Below are 19,739 nucleotides of genomic sequence, written 5' to 3'. Positions count from 1 at the left end.
CCCGGCCTTGCGCGCGAAAAGGCTTCTCCTTCGCGCAAGATGTGGCACAGTACCGGTAGTTTGAATTCCGGGGACGCCACTATGAAAAAACATCTTTTGATTCTTGCAGGTCTTGTGATGATCGCGGGTCCAATCACCGCACAGACACCGACGCCTGAAGAACTCCTGGCCAAGATCGACGCCAAGCTGGAAGCGGCAAACCCGTATCAGGCTCTGCTCAACGATCCTGACCCGCGGCGCAGCCTTGCTGCGATGGAGGTCATGCTGGAATCGGGGGATAATGATCTGGCGAAGATGGCCATCGAGTTTGGTTTGCAATCGCCCAACCCGCAGGTGCAGGACATCGCCTTGCGCGGCGTTCTTGCGTCCAGACCTGCCCTCAACCTGAGCATGGACGGCTCCAAGATCGACACGCCCCAGTTCTCCAATTCCATCCTGTCCTGGCTCAAGGGCAGCGTCGATTCCCAAAATATTGGCTCGGCCCAGCTGCTTATTGGCGAGTATGACGAGAAGCAAAGCTGTTACACGCGCCGGACCGATGGCGCATGCCTCTTCACGCTGACAACCGATGGCGTCATCCTGAAGATCGACAGCACCCTCACGACGCAGATGGTTCTTGGGCCAGATGGTGTGCTGACGGGCGAAGGCTTTCTCTACAATGTCGGCGAGCCGGTGCCGATGCGCATCCGTTTGATGCAATGATCCGCGCGCTGTCTCTTGCCCTCACCGCAGCTTTACTCACCGGCCCCGCCCATGCTGAAAGCCACCTCCTGAACGCCGAGGCGCTTGCGGCCCTTGTGGATCAGCGGGTCAATGCGTTGTCGCCCTACGAGACACTTCTGAACGATCCCGATCCCGCGCGATCTGCGGCGGCAATGGAAATCATGCTCGCGTCAGGCGATCAAAGCCTTGTCCGCAGCGCAGTTTCCTTTGGGTTTCAGGCGTCAAATCCGGAGCTTCGGATGATTGCGGCCAGGCATGTTCTGGATACCGGCGTTCCGATTACTCTGGCACTGTCCGGTGTGTCCGAGGATGGCCTTGCCAACTTTGCCAAATGGACGCGCTATTATCTGGATGCGGCGGTCTCACCTGAGGGGACGGCCTATGTCACAATCGATGTCGGGCCGTTTGATGCCGAAAAGGGCTGTTACCAGATGGCAAACCAGACCAGCGGTTGTGCCGTATCGCTCAACAGCGACGGGATTTTCGTAAAAGTGCCGCACCTGAACGCCAGATTGGGCTTTGCGGACGGCGCTACACTGTCCGGTGCGGCGAGCGTTGAGAAGATAGACGATCCATTGAAAGCAGAACTGCACCTGTCGCATTGACGCCTACTCGATCACGACCTCGTCCAGCGCCAGAGGGCCAGCCTCCCAGGCGCTGGAGATCAAAATGCGGACCCAACGCGCATTGCGGGCGGCAACCTGCCCTGTGTCGAACACGCCGTCGGGCCGCATCTGCCCGTCGCGCCAAAAGCGAAAGTTCTTGCCCGCTTCGGTTTGGTCCAATAGCACCACGATATCCTTGGGCACGGCAAACCCCCCGTCCCCCGGCGCGCGCATGCGCAAGCGCTGGACGGGCTGAAGATCATCTCCACTCAGACGCAAGGTCAGCTCAATTGCCCCCTGCGGCTGAGCCACGTAGAGCCCTTCGCCTTGCAGGTTCTCCGGTGCATGCTGCGGCAGGAGCGGCGGCGTGTTGGTCAGGGCCTGCGCGATCACAAGCCCTGCCTTCTGCGTCGCGGTATTCGGATCGGCCTTGGGCGTAGGCGTGTTCGGGTTTGCAAAGGCCACAGAGCGTTCCGAGAAAAACCGCTCGAGGTTCATCGCGATTTCTTCGGCCCGCATGAAAACCGCGTAGTCGCGTTGGTCCGTATTTGTCGCCATCCCGATGGGACGCCCGCCAACGAAGGCAAACGCGCCTGATGTGCCCTCGCTGATCTCGCTCGCCGCATTGCTGACAACGCCTTCGAATTCCAGATAGCTGCGGTTGCGTATCTCAAGGGGCACCCATTCTTCGGTGCCCAGCGCGCTGATCCGATGCATCCGGGCTCTGTCTGCGGAACGCCCCTGCGAGGAGACGCGCAAATCGGCCAGGCGGGCCGTGCAGCGATCGTCCAGCGCACCGCGATCAATCACCCCCACGACCAGGTCGATCTGCGGCCAGAAAGGGCGCATGACAAACGCCTGATCATTGACCACGGGCGCGGCTGTCGTGACGGAGACACGATCAAAATGTGCGGCGCCCGCCACATGCCGCGGGAAGATCACATAGCAATTGCCGGCATGCTGAAACATCCAGCCATAGCCCCTGTTGCCCTCACCGCTTTGGATGCGCACGCTTTGTGCCCAGCCAGCATTGGCAGCAAGCAGCACAATGGCTAAGGTTAACACAAGGGTTTGACGGAAAAGGTGCGTGATGCAAACGGTCATGTCTTGTCTGGCGGCTGGGGCAATTGGATTGGCCAGTGCAGTCTGCGCCGAAGACCTGCAACTGGCAACCGATCCATTCAACGAAACTGTGTCTGACACGGCCTTGATCGCCGGGCAATTCATCGCGGGGCTCCAATTCTCCAGCGCGCCATCTGAGGAATTGGCCCTGCAAGCCTACATTCCGGCGGCGTGGCAGAGCGAGATTTTGTGCGCGCGTGTGATCACGGTGGAGGGGCAATACCTTGCCGCCAATGAATATACCGTGCCCGCAAGCTGGGCCGGGGGCATGACCGGTGTTCCCTACCCCAAAAGCACGTTGAATGCGGCGCTGGCTGGGCGGCCGCGCGACAGTGTGAGCGTGCGCCTGAGCCGCGGCGCGTGCGAGACCCGTGTGACGGATGTCGCGCTCACCGTCTGGGGCGAAGCGCAATCCGCTCCGGGGCTTTTGGTCAACGGATTTCAGGCCGAGCAGGTGTATCTCTACCTGGGCGACAGTATCACACCCATTGCATGCGAACCTGCCCCGCTTGAGACACGTATTGCCTACGACACGCTCTGCCCGTTGCCGCCAGACACATCCAGCGGCCCGGTCGACGTGTCTCTTCTCCGGATCGTCGACGGCGAAGCGGCCCCGCGCGAAGAGATCACATTGTGGCTTCCGTAAAACCCACGGGATGGAGGGCGGTTTGCCTGCGGCTAGTGCACCGAGGGGCGACGATGCTTGTCCTGCTGGCACTGATCCTGCCCCTGATCTTCACGGCGCTGCTCTCTGTCGCAAACCAACGCAGCTACCTGATCGAGGCGCAAACCTCGTATCTTGAGCTGGAATTCACAGCGCAACAGCCTGATTGGCGGCTGGCGGATGCTCTGGTCTGTGCGCCGGTTGCCATCCCACGGCTCGGCGCGACCGATCCCTGCGGCGCGGCAGCGGCGCCGGAAGGCCCGCGCGGAGAGGTCTTGCCCGAATGGGGCGCGGGCGACGTCCTGCGGCTAACCATTGATCCAGACGGGAGCCTGCGCATCACAGCCTTGAGCGAAACGGAGACCCTTGCGCGCAGAGGCTTTGTCTTGGTCAGCCCCGAGGGGTGGGACCGGTCTGGCGCGCTCTTGCTTCGCGCGTTTGTCACGCTGGGCCAGCCCCTGGCCTCGGGCGCCACGCGCAATTACCTCTGGTCGGGCACATGGCAGGCACGCGAAGCCGGACGACCGGCCTTTCTCTTCGGGACTGCGACAGAAGCCGTTAAAGACGGCACTTTTGCTGCAGGGACACGGGTGAAAATCCTCCAGATGGATGAAGCGCGTGACTTGGTGCCTGCCGTGAGCTTCGGGCATGTGGCGAAGCGGTCAGACAAACCCGTCATGGATGTGTCTCTCGTGTCGGAATTTTCCGATGCCCGTTTGTCGATCGAATATGATGGCGTGCCGCAGCCTGTTATCAGCAAGCCCTCCTGGGTCGACATCACGTTGAAAAGCCCGTTGCTGATCGCCATCGCCACGATCTTCCCAATCCTGACATCTCTGGGCCTCGTTCTGAAAGACATGTTGCGCCGGTTTGCGACCGATGCCGAGGGTAACCCCGCGCCGCAAACCCGGCGGCCCCCAAGTTGGCACACCCGCAAGGTTCTGCGCGGATTGCGCCGCCGCCGTTGAACTACGGTTGGGCGGCTTGCGTCCTACTCTAGACGTTTTCTGAGCGCCAATCCACGGCGACCTTCTGAAACGTCAGTCTCGCCAATGCAGACATCAACCATAGCACTTCGCGAACAACCTGGATCACGACGACGCTGCCAAGCACCTGTTTTCCCGTGATTTTCGTGATGCGCGATGTATCAGGTTTCCGTCGAAGTGCTTAAGGCGGGGTCAGACGTATCAAGGCGGCCAAAGCGACCCACGTCATTGTCCCAATGCCGGCCCTTTCCCTCCACGAAGGCTTCTTCCAAAGACAGACCGCATAGGAGCCGCGCCCACGTCCAAAGATCAAGGCCCGTGCCATCTCAGCGGACCATGCGGCAATGCCAAGGTCATTGCGCGAGGCGATGGATGGGGTAAGCTCTGCGCATTCATCGTTCGTGCCCGAGACCGGTAACCAGTTGCTCGATTGCCTGAACACGTCATTTAACTGCAATCGAGGCTTATTATGGCAGACGGATTCTTCCCCAGCGCATCCAAAACAGGACCGGAAACTGCGCTTGGGTCCGGTGCGGGCACGTATTTCGGCTACAAGGTGACGGGTTTGCCGGATGGCAATTTCCTCGCCACATGGATCGATGCCGCGGACAACGGGCTGCAAATGCAGATCATCCATGCCAATGGCCACAAGGTCGGCAATGTGACAACACTGGAGGCCACCGCCGGGCGCGCGGTCACGGATTTTTACGATGTTGCGGTGAGCGATACCGGCGAGATCTGGGTCGCGGCCAGTACTGCACCTGTCGAGACCACAAACTATGCCGTGGCAGTCACCTCCGTGACGCTTGACGATCTGGCGGGCGGCGCGGCGGAGCGCCTCGATCCTGATTGGTTCCGCGCCGATGCCCGCCCGGACGGCCCTCAAGTCGGCCCCTCAATCACTATTCTCGATAACGGCAACGCGGCTGTAACATGGGTCGAGAACCTGGGCAGCGCTGGTATCGTCAAAGCCAATATCCTGTCAGCACCCGAGACAACGCTGACCGGCGCGCTCACGGTCAACGCGCTGACGCTGACCTCGGGCTTGTTCAAGACCTCCGTGACCACCCTTGAGAACGGCAACTTCGTCGTTGCCTTTGATGGCGCGAGCACGATTGGGGGCAGCCAATCTGTCGAATTTCAGATGTTTCAGCCCAATGGCGTGAAGATCGGGACACCCATCGTGGTCCCCTCTTCATCCGACATCGCGCCGTTTGATGGCGAGATCGCCGCGCTCAAGGGCGGTGGATTTGTCGTCGTCTGGCAATCCGGCAGCGCCACCAGTGACCTGATCGACATTCGGTTTGAGATCTTTGACGCCAATGGCGTTTCGCAAACGAGCGAGATTGTCGCCAATGCCACCAAACCGAGCGTGCAGCATCAGCCTGCTCTGGTCACGCTGGAAGATGGCGGATTTGTCGTTGCATGGTCGGACACCAGCGGGCTGCGCGATGATCCGACACCGGGCGTCTTCGCGCGCGAATTTGACGGGCGCGGCATTCCGATCAACGAAGAGTTCCTGCTGAACACGCGCACCATCGGAGAGCAATCCGCCCCACAGATCGCCGTGGCCAATGGCAAGCTGGCCGCGATCTGGAATACGTTCTCAGACAGCGCACAAGACGTCATCGATGAGCCGTTTTTTCAGGTCGTCGATCTCGACCGGGACCGCTGGGACATCAGCGCGCCAGAAGGTGTCACGCCCCTGACATTCTCTCAAAGCGTGACACTCGACAATGGCGATGAAGTGACCTTTTCGACAACCGGCGGGGCCCAGCCGCGCACGTTTTTACAACATCACGATGCAAGCGGCGACCTACTGACATCCATCGATCTGGGCAATCTGGACGCAAAAGAGATGGCGCTCGATGCGCGCGGGCACGTGCAAGTCATCACGAGCTCGCAATTCTCGCTGCTCTACACGGTGAAAACCTATGATCCGGAGGACCTGCTTTTTGAAAGCCCCCCGTTTAACCGGCTCAACATTCCCAATCTCGCGGATACCCTGCCCAATCCGTCCGTCTCCGCGTTCCGAATTCTGGCCACGATGTCTTTCGAAGACCGGACCTTTGGCATCGGTCAGGTGGCGTCTCCCCTGTTTCGCAATGACCTCTACCTGCAAGAGCTGGACGGGGCCGGGCTCCCGATTGGCACAGCGCTGGCGCTGCCGATGGCTGGTATTCAGTTCCGAGGAGCGTATTTTGACGACAGCGGCGCGTTGATCGCGCTGGGTGTCCCCACGGCGGAAAATCCCGACGGCCTTTACGCGCTGACCCCGCTGGGGGGCAATCGCGCGCCGCAGGCAGAAGAGGATGTCACCGCCGCACGCGGCGGGGAAACCGATTTGTCGGGCGCGGTTTCAGATGCTGACGGCGATGCGCTCAGCTTCACACTTCTTGCGCCGAGGGAGGGGGTCTTTCTGAGCGCTGATGGGCAACTGGTTATCGACGAGGACGTCTCAGGCGGCCCCCTTGAGATCGCTGTATTCGACCCCTCCGGTGCGCAGGTCACTCTCACGGTTGATCTGGCCGCGGCATCGATCATCCGCAACGGCGACAACGGCAATGACAGTCTTGCAGGCGATACCGGCAATGACCAGCTCTTCGGCGAAGGCGGTAACGATACGCTGGAGGGCGACGATGGCGCGGATTCCCTGCGCGGCGGGACTGGCAACGATCTCCTGCGGGGCGGGTCCGGCGATGACACGCTGCGCGGGGATGCCAATGCCGACACCCTGTCGGGCAATGCGGGCAACGACAGTCTCAACGCAGGCGACGGCGCCGACGATCTCTTTGGCGGCGCCGGGCAGGACACGCTCGTGGGCGGCAATGGAAATGACGGCGCCAAAGGCGGCGCTGGCGATGATCTGATCTTCGGCAACAGCGGCGAGGATACGCTGGAAGGCGATGACGGGCAGGACACGATGTCAGGCGGGAACGATGATGATCTCCTGCTGGGTCGCAGCGGAAATGACCTGATGCGGGGCGCCAATGGAAATGATCGCCTCTACGGCGGAGCGCAGCGCGATGTGATTGCGGGCAACAACGGACGTGATGCGCTCTATGGCGGCTCTGACGATGATCGTCTGTTCGGGGGCGCACAAGCCGACACGCTGGACGGCGGGACGGGCAACGATGACCTCCAGGGCGGGGCGGACCGCGACACGCTGCTGGGCGGCGATGGAAATGACACGCTTGCGGGTGGCTCCGGCAACGATTCCCTGCGTGGTGGCGATGGCGATGACCTCGCTCTGGGCGGACGTGGGACTGACACGATCCGCGGCGAGGACGGCAACGATGATTTGCGTGGGGAAGATGATGCAGACAGCCTGAACGGCGGGGCCGGGGAGGACGCGCTCGATGGCGGCTCAGGCAATGACACATTGGTCGGCGGTGACGGTGCGGACAGTGGGCTCGGCGGCGTTGGGAATGATCTGATCTTCGGCAATGCTGGCGCGGATACGCTCAATGGCAATGACGGCGACGATGAAGTCTCCGGCGGCAATGGTAATGACGTTTTGCTTGGGCGCAATGATGACGACACGGTTCGCGGCGGCAATAACGACGACAGTGTCTTCGGCCATTCCGGAGATGATGTTCTCGCGGGCAATAATGGCGATGACACAATCAGCGGCGGTTCCGGCCGGGATCGCATCTTTGGCGGCGCCGGAAATGACCGTCTCGACAGTGGTTGGGATGCCGATGTCATCGTCGGCGGTAGCGGGGCAGATACGTTTGTCTTTGATGCGGTACGGGACAGCGATCATACCACAGGTGAGCGGAGCGTGATTGTTGATTTCGTCTCCGGCGAAGACCAGATTGACCTCAGCGGTTTGCAAAACGGATTGACCTTTGTTGCAGCCTATACCGGTACTGCGGGCGAAGTACGGTACAATGACGGGATCGGGCGGCTCTATGTTGATCTTGATGGCGACCGCGCGAGCGACTTTTCACTCGATCTCGAAGACGCGCCTGTTTTGGTGGTCACTGACCTCGTCCTGTAGGCAATCGTCAGGGCGCGAAGGCGTAACCTACACTCCTCAGGATGTGACCAACGTCCCCTCGCCTAAAGCGCCTGCGCTCCGAGGAGCTCTACAAATTGCCGCTCGACCAGGTTGAGAAACCGTGTTGCAAGCCGGGACGGCTCTCGCAGCGCGGGCAGCAAGAGGTCGTACTGAAAGGGCTGTTCGGGGTGCAGGGGCCTGGAAAGGACGCGCCCAGCGGCGGCGAAATTTGCCGCCGTGACTGGCTCGACAATCCCGAGCCCTGCGCCTGCCGCCACAAGCTCGCAGATGGATGCCGAAAGCTGCGCCTCGGCCACGACACGAGGTCGGGCTTTGCGGGCCGCAAAGAAGACGTCCGTTTCGGATCTTGTCGCAATCTCAGCGCCCAAGGCGATGAAGGGCTGATCGTGAAAGTCGCCTGGTTCCAAATGCGTCTTCTCCGCCAGCGGGTGTCCCAGCGGTAAAACGGCTCTCATGGGCGCGGTATAAAGCGGGCGCCGCGTAACCGCAGGGTGATCCGCGTCCAGGGTCGCGAAACCAAGGTCGAATTGTTGAGAACTGACATGCTGGAGAACCGCCTGAGAACTTCTCGTTCGAAGCGAGACGGAAACACCCGGCTCCATTCTGATGAAGGCCGCGATGACATCTGGGAGAAACTTGAGCGCCAGGGCGGGCATGCCCGCGATCATCAGGCTGCCGGTACGGAAGTCCCGGATGTCTGCTGCAACGCGCGAAATCTCGGCTAGCCCGACAAAGGATCGCTCCACCTCCTCATACAGGGCAAGCGCTTCCGTCGTCGGGACCAACTGGCGGCCGCGCCGCTCAAAGAGCATGAACCCAACGCTGCGCTCCAGATCAGATATCATTCTACTGACAGAGGGTTGGGTCGTGTTCAGGGCAGTGGCCGCCGCCGTCACCTGGCCGGTCTCAATAACGGCGCGGAAGGCGTCCAGCTGGCGATGCGTGAGGTTGGTCAACATGAAGGTTTCATATCACCAGCGTATGGTCAGCGCAAAAATTGGGATTTCTCGTATGCAAACGACTGTGCCATACAAGCGGTGAGGAGGACCCCATGTCGACCAGGACATCTGACATCACAGTTATCGGTGGAGGCGTGGTCGGCCTGTCTGTGGCTGTGGGGCTGCTCAGGGCGGGGCATGGCGTTACTGTGCTTGATGGGGCGGACGGTGATCTGCGCGCGTCGCAGGGCAATTTCGGCCTCGTCTGGCTGCAAGGCAAAGGCGCGCGCTATGCCCCCTATGCACATCTGACCAGCGACGCCGTTTCCGGCTGGCCCGAATTTGCGGCCCTCATCGAAGACCTTTCCGGCGTTAAACTCTCGTTAGATCAATCCGGAGGCTTCGAGTTCTTTACCGATGAGGCGGAGTTCCAAGACTTCGTCGCCGATCTGAAACAACAACAGCAGTTCCTCGGAAATCGCTTCAGCTTTGAAACCATTCAAGGTGATGATCTGCGTCGGTCGCACCCAGAGATTGGGTCAGGTGTGGTTGGTGCAACATTCTCTGCGCTTGATGGCCACGTAAACCCCCTGCGGTTGCTGAAAGCGTTGAAAGACGCAGTCACTGCCTTGGGTGGCAACATCGTGACAGATGCGCATGTCACGGATGTGTTGAAGGGGCCTGCGGGTTTCAACATTGCGCTGCGCTCAGGCGTGCGGCACAGCGCTGATCGTGTTGTGCTTGCAGCTGGGCTGGGGGCCGCGACCCTCGCGGAGAAACTTGGCTTTGAGACACGCGTCAGGCCCCAGCGGGGCGAGGTGCTGATCACCGAAAAACTGTCCGAGCGTTTGCCGTTCCTGTCGAGCACAATCCGCCAGACAGATGAAGGCGGCCTTCAAATTGGCGGGACGAAAGCCGATGCGGGTTATGACGACAGTGAAACGCTGGACGTCATGGCAAGGCTTGCGCAGCACGCGGTTACCGTCTTGCCAGCGCTGCGCGACATGCGTGTTGTTCGGGCCTGGGGCGCGCTGCGGGTGATGTCACCAGACGGCCACCCCGTCTATGCCCGTTCGACCACGCATCCAGGCGCATATCTCGTGACCTGCCACAGCGGCGTAACGCTCGCCCCGCTGCATGGCGGCGCGCTGGCTCAGTGGATCGACAACACCGCTGATGCGCCAACTCTGGAGGCTTTCGATGAAGATCGATTCACGTTTTCTCCCGCGGCCTGAGGCGGAGAGTGAGACGGGCGCGCGCATCACGATGACCCTGGACGGCGCGCCCTTCACGGCGCAGCCCGGTGATACGGTTGCCGCCGCTGTGCTGGCGCATTCCGGGGATGGCTTTCGCTCAACCGCGCACGGCACGCCACGCGCCGCCTATTGCATGATGGGCGTGTGTTTCGAATGCCTTTTGGAGATCGACGGCAGGGCCAACACACAGGGCTGCATGACGCTTGCCCGGGATGGCATGGTCCTGCGTCGTCAGATCGGTTTGCGAACGTTGAAGGGTGAGGCCGATGCCTGACGCCGATCTGATCATCATCGGCGCAGGCCCGGCCGGTATGGCTGCCGCATCAACCGCAGCGCGCGGCGGCTTGCGTGTTTTGCTTTTGGATGAACAACCACGCGCAGGCGGACAAATCTATCGCGATGTTGCATCGAACGCGGATCGCAGAGGCTACCTGGGAAAAGACTACTTGGCAGGTCGCGCATTTGTGGACGCGCTGGACATGGCCAGCATTACACAGGAATTTGGCGCCTCCGTCTGGCGGATTGAACCCGGATCCCGCGTTGTCTGGTCAAGAGACGGGGTCAGCCGGGTGTCACCGGCCCGGCATGTTCTTCTGGCGGGCGGCGCACAGGAACGCCCAACGCCCTTCCCCGGATGGACCTTGCCCGGCGTGATGTCAGCGGGGGCTGCCCAGATCCTTATGAAAAACGCGGGCCTGCTCCCCCGTGAAGCGGTTTTGGCAGGATCGGGCCCGCTCCTGTATTTGGTTGCGGCGCAGATGATCGAAGCCGGGGCGACGCCAAAAGCCCTCGTTGAAACACAAACCTTGCGCAACTTGGTCGGCGCGGCCCGCCATTTGCCACGCGCATTCTTGGCCGCGCCCACGTTGATCAAGGGTCTGGGATTGATCCGCAAGATCCAGCGCGCAGGTGTGCCGCGGTTCACAGGCGCGATGGGCTTGCGCGCGACGCAAAACCCGTCAGGCGATCTGTCTTTCACCTTCCGGTCTGGCAGCACATCACACACCCTGGTCACGCCACTTCTGTTGACACACCAAGGCGTCGTGCCGTCCACCCATATGAGCCGTGCCAGCGGGGTGCCGCATGTCTGGAACGATATTCAAAAGGCGTATCAGCCTGTCACTGACCAATGGGGCGGAACCGATGTGCCGGGCCTCCATATCGCTGGCGACGGGGCCGGTATCGGCGGTGCAGATGCCGCGAACGCAGCGGGTCAGCTTGCTGCTTTGGATATTCTATATCGTCTGGGCCAGCTCAGTGAGGACCGCCGCGACCAAAACGCCGCGCGGCCACGTGGTGCATTGCGGCAGGCGCTGGCGATCAGACCCTTTCTGGATGCCGCGTACGGACCTTCACCTGACCTGTCGAATCCAGCCGGCGACACGATTGTCTGTCGTTGCGAAGAAATTACGGCTGAAGCTATCCGCGCCGCCCATCGTAGCGGCGCTCAGGGTCCACGACAGATCAAGACAGCCACCCGCGCAGGCATGGGACCCTGCCAGGGCCGCATGTGCGACCTCACCGTGCGCGGCATCCTCGCATCCTGCGGGGCCGAGGTGTCACCGCCCCGCGCACGCACCCCCATCAAACCTGTGAAACTCGGCGAATTGGCCGCGCTCGCGCCGGAGCAGAAGACGTGATCCATGGCGGAGCACCCGCACTCAAGCTGCACATTTTGCCAAACCGCTTTGCGGCTCATACCGTCATACTGGCGATCTGCTCAAACACATCGAAGGATCAGTCTCGCAAAATGCTGCCGCGGGTCCGGGCAAACGCGCTCTCCAAAGCGGCCTCAGCTTCCGTGAGACACCCACTCGCCTTGCGGCTTGTTTTGCAGGCATGAAAGATCACAGTCCCGCGTGATCCTATACCGACTGATTGCGCCAGAGAGCGCCGTGCAACATCCAATTTGGAGAAAATGGCGGACCGAGGAGGATTCGAACCCCCGACCCCCTGATTCGTAGTCAGGTACTCTATCCAGCTGAGCTATCGGTCCGTGCTGCGGGGAATTACGGCAGGGCGCGAGGCAATGCAAGAGGTATCGTCAGTTTTTCCCGCCAATTTATGCCCCAAGTTCGCCACGGGGCACGAAGAGCGCAAAAGACGTCCCGCTGTCATTGCTCTCGGTCAGATGCAGCGTCCCGCCATGGCCCCGGATCAATTCGGCGGCAATCGCGAGACCCAAACCAGAGCCCCCTTTGCGCACGCCCCCTTGAAACGCTTTGAACAGGTTTTCGCGCGCTTTTGGCGGCAAACCGGGCCCAGTATCACTGACAGCAATGTGCCAGCCGCTTTCGTCTTCCTCGGCTGTGATCTTGATCTCGCCGGGCTTGGTCGTGGCCATGATGGCCTGCCGCGCGTTGCGCACGAGATTGGACAAAACCCGGTAGAGCTGCTCGGGATCGGCCCGGACCATCATCCGCTCCGGGACATCCTCCGAGAAGGTGATATCATAGCTGCCGACGGCAAGACGTTCGCTTTCAAAGACATCGGACACGACATCAGTCAATTCCACGCGCGTCAGCTTTGGCGCGGGCTCTTCCGCGCGGCCAAAGGCCAAAGTGCTTTCGCAGAGGTTCACCGCGCGCGTGATCGAATTCACCAACTTGGGCGCCATGCGTTTTACCGTCGGATCCTCAGACATTTCGATCCGGTCTGTGAAAAGCTGCGCAGACGTCAGGATATTGCGCAAATCATGGCTGACGCGCGCGACGGCACCGCCCAACTGCGCCAAGCGCTCTTTTTGCTTGAGCGATTGCGTCAGGTCCCGCTGCAACATCTGAAGCGCTTCTTCCGCCTGTCGCAGCTCTGTGATCGACGCTGTCGGTTCGATGATCGCCCGCGCATCCTCGGGCGCTTTGGCATAGCGCTCCATGGTTCCCACCACGCCCTCGATGGGCTTCACAAGCAAGATGCGCACGGCGAAGAAGAGCAGCGCCGCAGTGGTAATGGAGATTATCGCCGAGAGGACAAGAATGCGCAGACCGTAGTCAATCATGGCTGCGCGCAAGGGCGGCGTCTCCATCGTGATTTCAATGAGCAAGCCTGCGTCCCGCAAAGGGGACCCGATCACGCGGATGACTTCAGGGCTCGGGTTACGCAACCGGTCAAGCGCGTGCATGATCAGCGGCAGAGCGCGCGTGTCCCGCAAATCAAACGTATCTGCGATCGGTTGGGGCAAAGGTTCCGACAGGATCAGCTGGCGCGTCTCATCCCGGCGCAGCACGACGTTGAACACGCCTGCATTCTCCAGCAGCTCGCGCTCAAGCTCTTCGTCGATCATGTCATTGGCCAACAACGACAATGAGGCGATCTGCGCCCGCTCCAGATGCCCGAGCAGATAGCTTTCGCGGTATCGTGCAATTGAGGGAACGAAGATCAGCACCTCAGCGATCATCACGAAGATGACCGTGAGGAGCAGGAAACGCCCTGAGAGCGACTTCAGCATCTCTTGTCTCCTGCCCTTGGTCGTTACGGGATCCAGCGCTGGACAAAGCGGACCACCCGCTTGACCGTATCGCTCTCAAACAATCTTGGTGAGAAATAAGCCCCTGCGGCGCGTTTGTTAACCTCCCCAATTGTGGGGTAAGGCGCAACCATCGCGGCGACGTTTTTCATCTTGAGCTTGTTGGCCAGAACCAGCGCCCAGAGATTGATGAGCTCGCCCGCCTGATGGCCCGCAATCGAGACGCCCACCGGGCGGCCTTTCACGACCATGACCTTGATGCGGCCGCGGGTTTTGCGCTCGGCGATGGCGCGGTCGTTGTGGTGGTAGTCAAAGCGCACCACCTCCAGCCGGTCGCCGTGTTCCTTGCGGGCCTGCGCTTCGGTCAGGCCAACCTGGCTGAGCTCGGGCTCGGTATAGGTGGCCCAGGGGATATGGGCCGTCGTCGCCTTGGCAGGCAGGCCAAAGAGGATCGAGCGGATGATCACGCCCGCGTGGTAGCCCGCAACATGGGTGAATTGCAGCCCGCCTGCGGCATCGCCGATGGCGTAGACGCGCTTGTTGGTTGTCCGCATCCCCGCATCGACGGTGATGCCTGTCCGGTGCGTTTCAATGCCCGCTTTGTCGAGGCCAAGGTCGTCCGTATTGGCTTTGCGACCGACAGCGACAAGAATATGCGAGCCTTTGAACACGCGTCCGTCTTGCGTTTCGACCTCGATGGCGCCGGCGGTGCCGCGCACTTCCTTGGCCAGCGCATCTTCGGCGATCTCGATACCCTCGCCGCGCAGGTTCTCCAGCACGATCTCGGCCATCTCCGGATCATCCTTGCCCAGCGCCTTGGCGCCTTCGATCACGGTGACCTTGGAGCCAAGGCGATGATGCGCCTGCGCCATTTCCATCCCGATAGGCCCGCCGCCGATGACCAGCAGGTGCTCGGGCTGTTCGCGCAGCTCCCAAAGGCTCTCATTGGTAATGTAGGGGATCTGATCAAGCCCCGGGATCGGGGGCACGAAGGGGGAGGAGCCCGTGGCGATCACGATGCGCCGCGCGGTGATCACGGTGTCACCCGCCTGCACTTCCGTAGGCGAGATGAACCGGCCACGTTCGCGGATCACGTTGACACCGAAACCCTCAAAGCGTTCCTGGCTATCCACCGGTTCGATCTGGGCGATGACATCGGCCACATGATCCTTGGCCGCCGCGTAGTCGACTTGCGGCACCACATTGGCAACGCCGTATTGGCTGGCATGGCTCTGGGCATAAGCTGTCTTGGCGCTGGCGAGGATCGCCTTGGAAGGGACACAGCCGTAGTTCAGGCAATCGCCGCCCATCTTGTGATCTTCGAGAAGAACGACATCCGCGCCCATCTGTGCGGCACCTGCGGCCATGGAGAGGCCACCGGAGCCTGCGCCAATGATCAGAAGGTCTGTTTTCAAGCGGTTCATCGGTCAGGCTTCCTTCTTGCCGCGAAGGGCTTTGAGAGCGACGGGCAGGAGCGAGAGGGCTGCAAGACCAAGGATCGGGCCGATAATGTGTGGCTCAAAGATGATCGAGAGATCCGGCGTTTCACCCGCTGCAAAAACTTCACCCAGACCAGCGCCCACGGACGTAAAGACGACCGCGCCCGGCAGGATGCCCAAAAAGGTTGAGATCACGTACCGATGCAAAGGCACATCGAGAAAAGCAGGGATGAGATTGGCCACGAAGAAAGGCACCGCAGGCACAAGACGCATCACAAACAGCGCTGACCATTGGTTGTCCTCGAGACCGGTCTTGATCTTCTTCACAGCCCCCCCGGAATTGTCCATCTTGGCCGACAGTTTCGCGCCAAGTCCGTAACGGGCGGCGAGGAAAATCGCCGTCGCACCGATTGTGGCGCCGACGATATTGAAAAGCGCGCCGGGAAACGTCGCGAACAAAAAGCCGCCCGTCAGCGTCGCAATCGTGGCACCTGGCAGCGAGAAGGCCACAATCAGCGCATAAGCCAACACGAAAAGACCGGCTGTCATCACGAAGTTTGCATCCCGAAACGCGATCAGAACCTCGCGATTGTCGCGCAGCGTTTCAAAGCTGAGATAATCCTTGAGAGTGAAGGCCCCGATCACTGCAACAAGCCCAATGGCAAGAAGCGGCACATGGCGGGCAATTCCGCCTTTGGGGCTTGGGGTTTGCGGGGGGTGTGTCATATCACTCATCGTCTCGGAGCCTTTGGCGTTGTGTCTGTTCTGAACAAAACGTGGCCCCGGCGCCATTGCGCTGCGAGAGTTATCACGGCCGCTTGATGTCGGGTGTGCAAACTCGTGAGCTGGGCGGGACAGAAATGCCTTTTTGAAACATTTGCCCGCATCGGATGAAGGATTTGTTGCAGCTTTTCCCGGCACAAGGCCCCGGAAGCGTTTGACAGGCGAGATGCACCCTCCTATAGACCGGGCTTCAGATTTCCGCCCAAACCCGATTCCGCGGGTCAAGGGCCGTAAACCGGAGTAGATGCGATGAAACGCACCTTTCAGCCTTCCAATCTCGTGCGCAAGCGGCGCCACGGTTTCCGCGCGCGCATGGCCACCAAAGCTGGCCGCAAAATCCTCAACGCACGTCGTGCCCGCGGCCGCAAGTCGCTGAGCGCATAAGCGGCGTGCTCTGCCGATGATGGTAGAGCCGCGAGATATCGATCAAGCCGCCCCGGCCCATGTGCCGCAGGCGGCTTTCTCTCGTTTTACAACCCTGAAAGCGCGTGCGGATTTTCAGCGCGCCGCGCGCGCGCCGCGTGTCGCGACAACCGGGTTTATCCTGCAAGCACGCCAACGCCGCGTCGATGAAACGGCGACGGGCATTCGCGTCGGGTTCACCTGCTCCAAAAAGGTGGGCAATGCCGTGGCCCGCAACCGCGCCAAGCGGCGGCTTCGTGAAATCGCGCGTCTCGTCATCCCAGACTTGGGACATGCGCAATTTGACTATGTCCTGATTGGCCGGGCCACAAAAACCGCAACACGAGACTTTGCCGATCTCAAGGCGGATCTCGTCAAGGCTCTGAAAAAACTGCACGGCAGCGATCGATGAGCCTGCTTGCAAAGGCCCTCGCTCTTCCCGTGCGCGGCTATCGGCTCGTGTTTTCGCCCTGGGTTGGCTTCAATTGTCGTTATCAGCCGACATGTTCGGCCTATGCGCTGGAGGCGCTGGAAAAACATGGTGGGGTCAAAGGCGCCTGGTTGGCCCTCCGGCGTATAGGGCGTTGTCATCCTTGGGGCCGCGATGGTTACGATCCGGTCCCCGATCCACCGAGCCATCCAAAGAACCGCGACACCTCTTAGCGCCGCGCAAAGACCTGTGCCGCGGATGGTCGCGCGCACCCAATTCTTCCAGTCCTCTCGATACCGCCTCTTTCGGATCACGCAGGCCATGGTATAGGAACCCCCATGTTAGACGAGACCGAAGATATACATCCGCTTTTTGCGGGCGCTCCCAAGACGACAGAGTTCAAAAAACTCCGCAAGCGTCTGATCCAGAATGCGCGCGAAGCCATTGAGCAATACGGCATGATCGAGCCGGGCGCCAAGTGGCTGGTTTGTCTCTCTGGCGGCAAGGATTCCTACACTTTGCTCGCGGTGCTTTATGAGCTGAAGTGGCGCGGGCTGCTGCCTGTAGAGCTTTTGGCCTGCAATCTGGATCAGGGCCAGCCCGGCTTCCCGGCAACAGTTCTGCCGCGTTTTCTCGAAGTGCGCGACATCCCGCATCGCATCGAGTATCAGGATACCTATTCGGTCGTGATGGACAAAATCCCTCAGGGCAGAACCTTTTGTGCGCTTTGTTCGCGGCTTCGGCGCGGCATCCTTTATCGGATTGCGCGGGAAGAAGGCTGTAGTGCCGTGGTTCTGGGCCACCATCGCGACGATATTCTTGAGACGTTTTTCATGAACCTCTTTCATGGAGGGCGCCTCGCAACCATGCCGCCTAAGCTCCTGAATGAAGAAGGCGATCTGTTTGTCTACCGCCCCTTGGCCCATGTGGCTGAGGTCGATTGCGAGAAATTCGCCCGTGCCATGCAATATCCCATCATCCCCTGTGACCTGTGTGGCTCGCAGGACGGGTTGCAACGTCAACAGGTCAAAGCGATTCTCGATGGCTGGGAAAAGAATGCGCCGGGGCGGCGGCAAGTCATGTTTCGCGCGTTGATGAATGCGCGCCCCTCGCATTTGCTTGATCCAAAACTCTTTGATTTTACAGCGCTTGCGCGACATCTGTAAAATTCGGCGCAATGAATTGCGCGCATCACGGTCGCGTTAATCATCGGCTTAGGGCTAAGGCTTAGTGTCCCTCCCAACGGCAGATTGCCGAGGAGAACACACATGTCTGATCGCCTTCCGGCACACATCTCACTTATGCGCCGATGCATGCGGCTGATGCGGCACAGCTACGTTCCGCTGGCCTTCGCGCCCATGATCATGTGGGGGGCATACCATATGTGGGGAGAGACAGGGCTGATCGGAGGCACGGTCATCGTCACCCTTTATCTCCTTGTGCTTGCCATCATGGGAAACTCAGGCGGCACCGCGCGGTCACGCGACCTTGTGACGGGACTGGAGCTGCGAGAAGAGTTGTATCAGCGCACCGAGGAAACCATCGGATTTTGCGAACAGACCGGCCGCACCACGGCAGGGTTTGTCATCGAGATTGACAGCTTTTCCGAGCTTTCAGAGCGCTATGGACAATCCGCCTGTGACAGGATCATGGAGACCATTGCGGATCGCATCATGATCACGATGCGCGCCGACGATGTTGTCGCACGCGTTGGCGACAGCCGCATCGCGATCACGTTGCATCCGGTGAAACGGATCGATCTCGAACTGGCCCTGCAAATAGCCGCACGCCTGCAAACCAATCTTGAGGATCCCATCGCGATCAACGCATCTTCTGCATATATCACGGTTTCTATTGGCCTTTGCACCTTGACACGCGCGAAAAACGCCACAGCGCGAGGTTTGCTCGAAGGGGCGACGACCGCGTTGATCGAAGCCCGACGCAACGGCCCCTCAGCAATCCGCTCCTTCTCGTCCGAGATGAAACGGATAGAAGTTGCCCGGAAGGCGCTCATACAAGAAGCTGTTGGTGCTTTTGAGCGCGGTGAAATCTGCGCCTGGTTCCAACCGCAGATTTCCACAGATACTGGCCAAGTCAGCGGGATTGAGGCCCTGGCGCGCTGGATCCACCCGCAACGCGGCATGATCGCGCCCGGTGAGTTTCTGCCAGCTCTCGAACAGGCGGGTTTCATGGATCATCTGAATGAGACCATGCTGACGCAATCGCTGGAAGCCGTGCGAAGCCTTGATCTCGATGGCGTGCATATCCCGGTGGTTGGCGTGAACTTTGCGGCCGAGGAACTGCGCAATCCGAAGTTGCTGGACCGAGTTAAATGGCAACTGGATCGATTCGAACTCTCACCGGACCGACTGGCCGTGGAAATCCTTGAGAGTGTTGTGGCAGGAGCGCCCGATGACATATTGGTCAGAAACATTGCCGGTTTGGCTGATCTGGGGTGCCATATCGATCTCGATGACTTCGGCACAGGGCATGCCTCCATCACATCGCTGCGCCGGTTTCCCATAGATCGCCTGAAAATTGATCGTTCCTTTGTTACCAAGTGCGACACGGACCCTGATCAACAGCGGATGCTGACTGCCATATTGACCATGGCCGAGCGACTGGAGCTATCGACCCTCGCGGAGGGACTGGAAAGCGTCGGAGAGCACGCGCTCGTAAGCCAGTTAGGCGTCGATCATGTGCAAGGTTTTGGGATCGCGCGCCCCATGCCCAGAGACATGCTTGCCGAGTGGATCGAGGCGCACGAAGCGAAACTGGCGCACCCACCGGTTATTGGCGGGAAAACTGCTTGATCGCAGTCTCCACAATGGCGGCATCTTGACCGCATCGGCGTAGTTTGCGCTTGAATTTCAGCGTTTTCTCATGTTGAACCCGGGCCTA

General features: G+C 60.4%; 18 protein-coding genes and 1 tRNA gene. 13 read left to right on the top strand and 6 right to left on the bottom strand.

Going from position 1 to position 19,739, the window contains the following annotated elements:
- The first annotated feature begins 81 nt into the window (after positions 1-81).
- Complete coding sequence (locus ACP15S_RS00465) at positions 82-702, top strand: hypothetical protein (RefSeq protein ID WP_425037424.1); 621 nt, start codon at positions 82-84, stop codon at positions 700-702.
- Positions 699-1,328, top strand: coding sequence for a hypothetical protein (locus ACP15S_RS00460; protein ID WP_425037422.1), 630 nt, complete (start codon positions 699-701; stop codon positions 1,326-1,328). Before ACP15S_RS00465 ends, ACP15S_RS00460 begins: the two co-directional genes overlap by 4 nt.
- Positions 1,329-1,331: 3 nt before the next feature.
- On the opposite strand, the gene ACP15S_RS00455 is transcribed toward ACP15S_RS00460, so the two are convergent.
- Entirely contained in the window at positions 1,332-2,432 is a 1,101-nt protein-coding gene (locus tag ACP15S_RS00455) for a hypothetical protein (protein WP_425037420.1), read from the bottom strand.
- Here ACP15S_RS00455 and ACP15S_RS00450 point away from each other — a divergent pair.
- The 3 genes from ACP15S_RS00450 (at position 2,419) to ACP15S_RS00440 (ending at position 8,103) form a co-directional block, all read left to right on the top strand.
- Entirely contained in the window at positions 2,419-3,096 is a 678-nt protein-coding gene (locus ACP15S_RS00450; RefSeq protein WP_425037418.1) for a hypothetical protein, read from the top strand. The two genes, ACP15S_RS00455 and ACP15S_RS00450, sit on opposite strands and share 14 nt — an antisense overlap.
- Before the next feature lie 53 nt (positions 3,097-3,149).
- A complete protein-coding gene (locus ACP15S_RS00445; RefSeq protein WP_425037416.1) occupies positions 3,150-4,082 on the top strand; it encodes a hypothetical protein in 933 nt (310 codons plus the stop codon).
- Positions 4,083-4,569: 487 nt separating this feature from the next.
- Complete coding sequence (locus ACP15S_RS00440) at positions 4,570-8,103, top strand: calcium-binding protein (protein WP_425037414.1); 3,534 nt, start codon at positions 4,570-4,572, stop codon at positions 8,101-8,103.
- Positions 8,104-8,165: 62 nt separating this feature from the next.
- Here the strand turns inward: ACP15S_RS00440 and ACP15S_RS00435 are convergent, their stop codons facing one another.
- Complete coding sequence (locus tag ACP15S_RS00435) at positions 8,166-9,083, bottom strand: LysR substrate-binding domain-containing protein (RefSeq protein WP_425037412.1); 918 nt, start codon at positions 9,081-9,083, stop codon at positions 8,166-8,168.
- Positions 9,084-9,175: 92 nt separating this feature from the next.
- On the opposite strand from ACP15S_RS00435, the gene ACP15S_RS00430 reads away from it, so the two are divergent.
- Genes ACP15S_RS00430 through ACP15S_RS00420 form a run of 3 tightly spaced genes read left to right on the top strand, consistent with a single transcriptional unit; the run spans position 9,176 to position 11,958 of the window.
- Positions 9,176-10,297 (top strand): NAD(P)/FAD-dependent oxidoreductase, encoded by a 1,122-nt coding sequence (locus ACP15S_RS00430; RefSeq protein ID WP_425037410.1) that lies wholly within the window; start codon positions 9,176-9,178, stop codon positions 10,295-10,297.
- A complete protein-coding gene (locus ACP15S_RS00425; RefSeq protein WP_425037408.1) occupies positions 10,263-10,592 on the top strand; it encodes a (2Fe-2S)-binding protein in 330 nt (109 codons plus the stop codon). Before ACP15S_RS00430 ends, ACP15S_RS00425 begins: the two co-directional genes overlap by 35 nt.
- The gene (locus ACP15S_RS00420) at positions 10,585-11,958 is read left to right on the top strand and encodes an FAD-dependent oxidoreductase (protein WP_425037406.1); all 1,374 of its coding nucleotides are present in this window, start codon (positions 10,585-10,587) and stop codon (positions 11,956-11,958) included. Before ACP15S_RS00425 ends, ACP15S_RS00420 begins: the two co-directional genes overlap by 8 nt.
- A gap of 279 nt (positions 11,959-12,237) precedes the next feature.
- On the opposite strand, the gene ACP15S_RS00415 is transcribed toward ACP15S_RS00420, so the two are convergent.
- The 4 genes from ACP15S_RS00415 to ACP15S_RS00400 form a co-directional block, all read right to left on the bottom strand.
- Positions 12,238-12,314: transfer RNA gene (locus ACP15S_RS00415), tRNA-Arg, on the bottom strand.
- A gap of 66 nt (positions 12,315-12,380) precedes the next feature.
- Positions 12,381-13,766, bottom strand: coding sequence for a sensor histidine kinase (locus tag ACP15S_RS00410; RefSeq protein ID WP_425037404.1), 1,386 nt, complete (start codon positions 13,764-13,766; stop codon positions 12,381-12,383).
- Between the two features lie 23 nt (positions 13,767-13,789).
- Positions 13,790-15,208, bottom strand: coding sequence for a dihydrolipoyl dehydrogenase family protein (locus ACP15S_RS00405; RefSeq protein WP_425037402.1), 1,419 nt, complete (start codon positions 15,206-15,208; stop codon positions 13,790-13,792).
- A gap of 3 nt (positions 15,209-15,211) precedes the next feature.
- On the bottom strand, positions 15,212-15,958 hold the full coding sequence (locus ACP15S_RS00400) for a TVP38/TMEM64 family protein (RefSeq protein WP_425037400.1): 747 nt from the start codon (positions 15,956-15,958) through the stop codon (positions 15,212-15,214).
- Positions 15,959-16,255: 297 nt separating this feature from the next.
- Here ACP15S_RS00400 and rpmH point away from each other — a divergent pair, with 297 nt between their 5' ends.
- From rpmH to ACP15S_RS00375, 5 genes are all read left to right on the top strand, one after another.
- Complete coding sequence (rpmH, locus tag ACP15S_RS00395) at positions 16,256-16,390, top strand: 50S ribosomal protein L34 (RefSeq protein ID WP_012177012.1); 135 nt, start codon at positions 16,256-16,258, stop codon at positions 16,388-16,390.
- Between the two features lie 16 nt (positions 16,391-16,406).
- The gene (gene rnpA, locus ACP15S_RS00390; RefSeq protein ID WP_425037397.1) at positions 16,407-16,820 is read left to right on the top strand and encodes a ribonuclease P protein component; all 414 of its coding nucleotides are present in this window, start codon (positions 16,407-16,409) and stop codon (positions 16,818-16,820) included.
- Positions 16,817-17,071, top strand: a complete 255-nt coding sequence (gene yidD / locus ACP15S_RS00385; protein ID WP_425037396.1) for a membrane protein insertion efficiency factor YidD — start codon at positions 16,817-16,819, stop codon at positions 17,069-17,071. Before rnpA ends, yidD begins: the two co-directional genes overlap by 4 nt.
- A gap of 105 nt (positions 17,072-17,176) precedes the next feature.
- Entirely contained in the window at positions 17,177-18,004 is an 828-nt protein-coding gene (gene ttcA, locus ACP15S_RS00380) for a tRNA 2-thiocytidine(32) synthetase TtcA (protein ID WP_425037394.1), read from the top strand.
- 102 nt (positions 18,005-18,106) lie between these two features.
- Positions 18,107-19,651 carry a putative bifunctional diguanylate cyclase/phosphodiesterase gene (locus tag ACP15S_RS00375; protein WP_425037392.1) on the top strand — a complete coding sequence of 515 codons (1,545 nt, stop codon included), beginning with the start codon at positions 18,107-18,109 and terminating at the stop codon, positions 19,649-19,651.
- Positions 19,652-19,739 lie beyond the last annotated feature (88 nt).

The organism is Primorskyibacter sp. S187A (genome assembly GCF_049800955.1).
Taxonomy (GTDB): domain Bacteria; phylum Pseudomonadota; class Alphaproteobacteria; order Rhodobacterales; family Rhodobacteraceae; genus JAKVBH01.
The sequence above is the reverse complement of the archived record's forward strand: the minus strand, read 5'-3'. Positions and strand labels throughout refer to the sequence as shown.

Excerpts from the sequence above, each read along its gene's own strand:
- ACP15S_RS00450 (WP_425037418.1), top strand. The coding sequence starts at position 2,419 with ATGCAAACGGTCATGTCTTGTCTGGCGGCTGGGGCAATTGGATTGGCC.
- ACP15S_RS00375 (WP_425037392.1), top strand. The coding sequence starts at position 18,107 with ATGTCTGATCGCCTTCCGGCACACATCTCACTTATGCGCCGATGCATG.
- ACP15S_RS00445 (WP_425037416.1), top strand. The coding sequence starts at position 3,150 with ATGCTTGTCCTGCTGGCACTGATCCTGCCCCTGATCTTCACGGCGCTG.
- ACP15S_RS00440 (WP_425037414.1), top strand. The coding sequence starts at position 4,570 with ATGGCAGACGGATTCTTCCCCAGCGCATCCAAAACAGGACCGGAAACT.
- yidD (WP_425037396.1), top strand. The coding sequence starts at position 16,817 with ATGAGCCTGCTTGCAAAGGCCCTCGCTCTTCCCGTGCGCGGCTATCGG.
- ACP15S_RS00420 (WP_425037406.1), top strand. The coding sequence starts at position 10,585 with ATGCCTGACGCCGATCTGATCATCATCGGCGCAGGCCCGGCCGGTATG.
- ttcA (WP_425037394.1), top strand. The coding sequence starts at position 17,177 with ATGTTAGACGAGACCGAAGATATACATCCGCTTTTTGCGGGCGCTCCC.
- ACP15S_RS00425 (WP_425037408.1), top strand. The coding sequence starts at position 10,263 with ATGAAGATCGATTCACGTTTTCTCCCGCGGCCTGAGGCGGAGAGTGAG.
- rnpA (WP_425037397.1), top strand. The coding sequence starts at position 16,407 with ATGATGGTAGAGCCGCGAGATATCGATCAAGCCGCCCCGGCCCATGTG.
- ACP15S_RS00465 (WP_425037424.1), top strand. The coding sequence starts at position 82 with ATGAAAAAACATCTTTTGATTCTTGCAGGTCTTGTGATGATCGCGGGT.
- ACP15S_RS00460 (WP_425037422.1), top strand. The coding sequence starts at position 699 with ATGATCCGCGCGCTGTCTCTTGCCCTCACCGCAGCTTTACTCACCGGC.
- ACP15S_RS00405 (WP_425037402.1), bottom strand. The coding sequence starts at position 15,208 with ATGAACCGCTTGAAAACAGACCTTCTGATCATTGGCGCAGGCTCCGGT.
- ACP15S_RS00410 (WP_425037404.1), bottom strand. The coding sequence starts at position 13,766 with ATGCTGAAGTCGCTCTCAGGGCGTTTCCTGCTCCTCACGGTCATCTTC.
- rpmH (WP_012177012.1), top strand. The coding sequence starts at position 16,256 with ATGAAACGCACCTTTCAGCCTTCCAATCTCGTGCGCAAGCGGCGCCAC.
- ACP15S_RS00455 (WP_425037420.1), bottom strand. The coding sequence starts at position 2,432 with ATGACCGTTTGCATCACGCACCTTTTCCGTCAAACCCTTGTGTTAACC.
- ACP15S_RS00400 (WP_425037400.1), bottom strand. The coding sequence starts at position 15,958 with ATGAGTGATATGACACACCCCCCGCAAACCCCAAGCCCCAAAGGCGGA.
- ACP15S_RS00430 (WP_425037410.1), top strand. The coding sequence starts at position 9,176 with ATGTCGACCAGGACATCTGACATCACAGTTATCGGTGGAGGCGTGGTC.
- ACP15S_RS00435 (WP_425037412.1), bottom strand. The coding sequence starts at position 9,083 with ATGTTGACCAACCTCACGCATCGCCAGCTGGACGCCTTCCGCGCCGTT.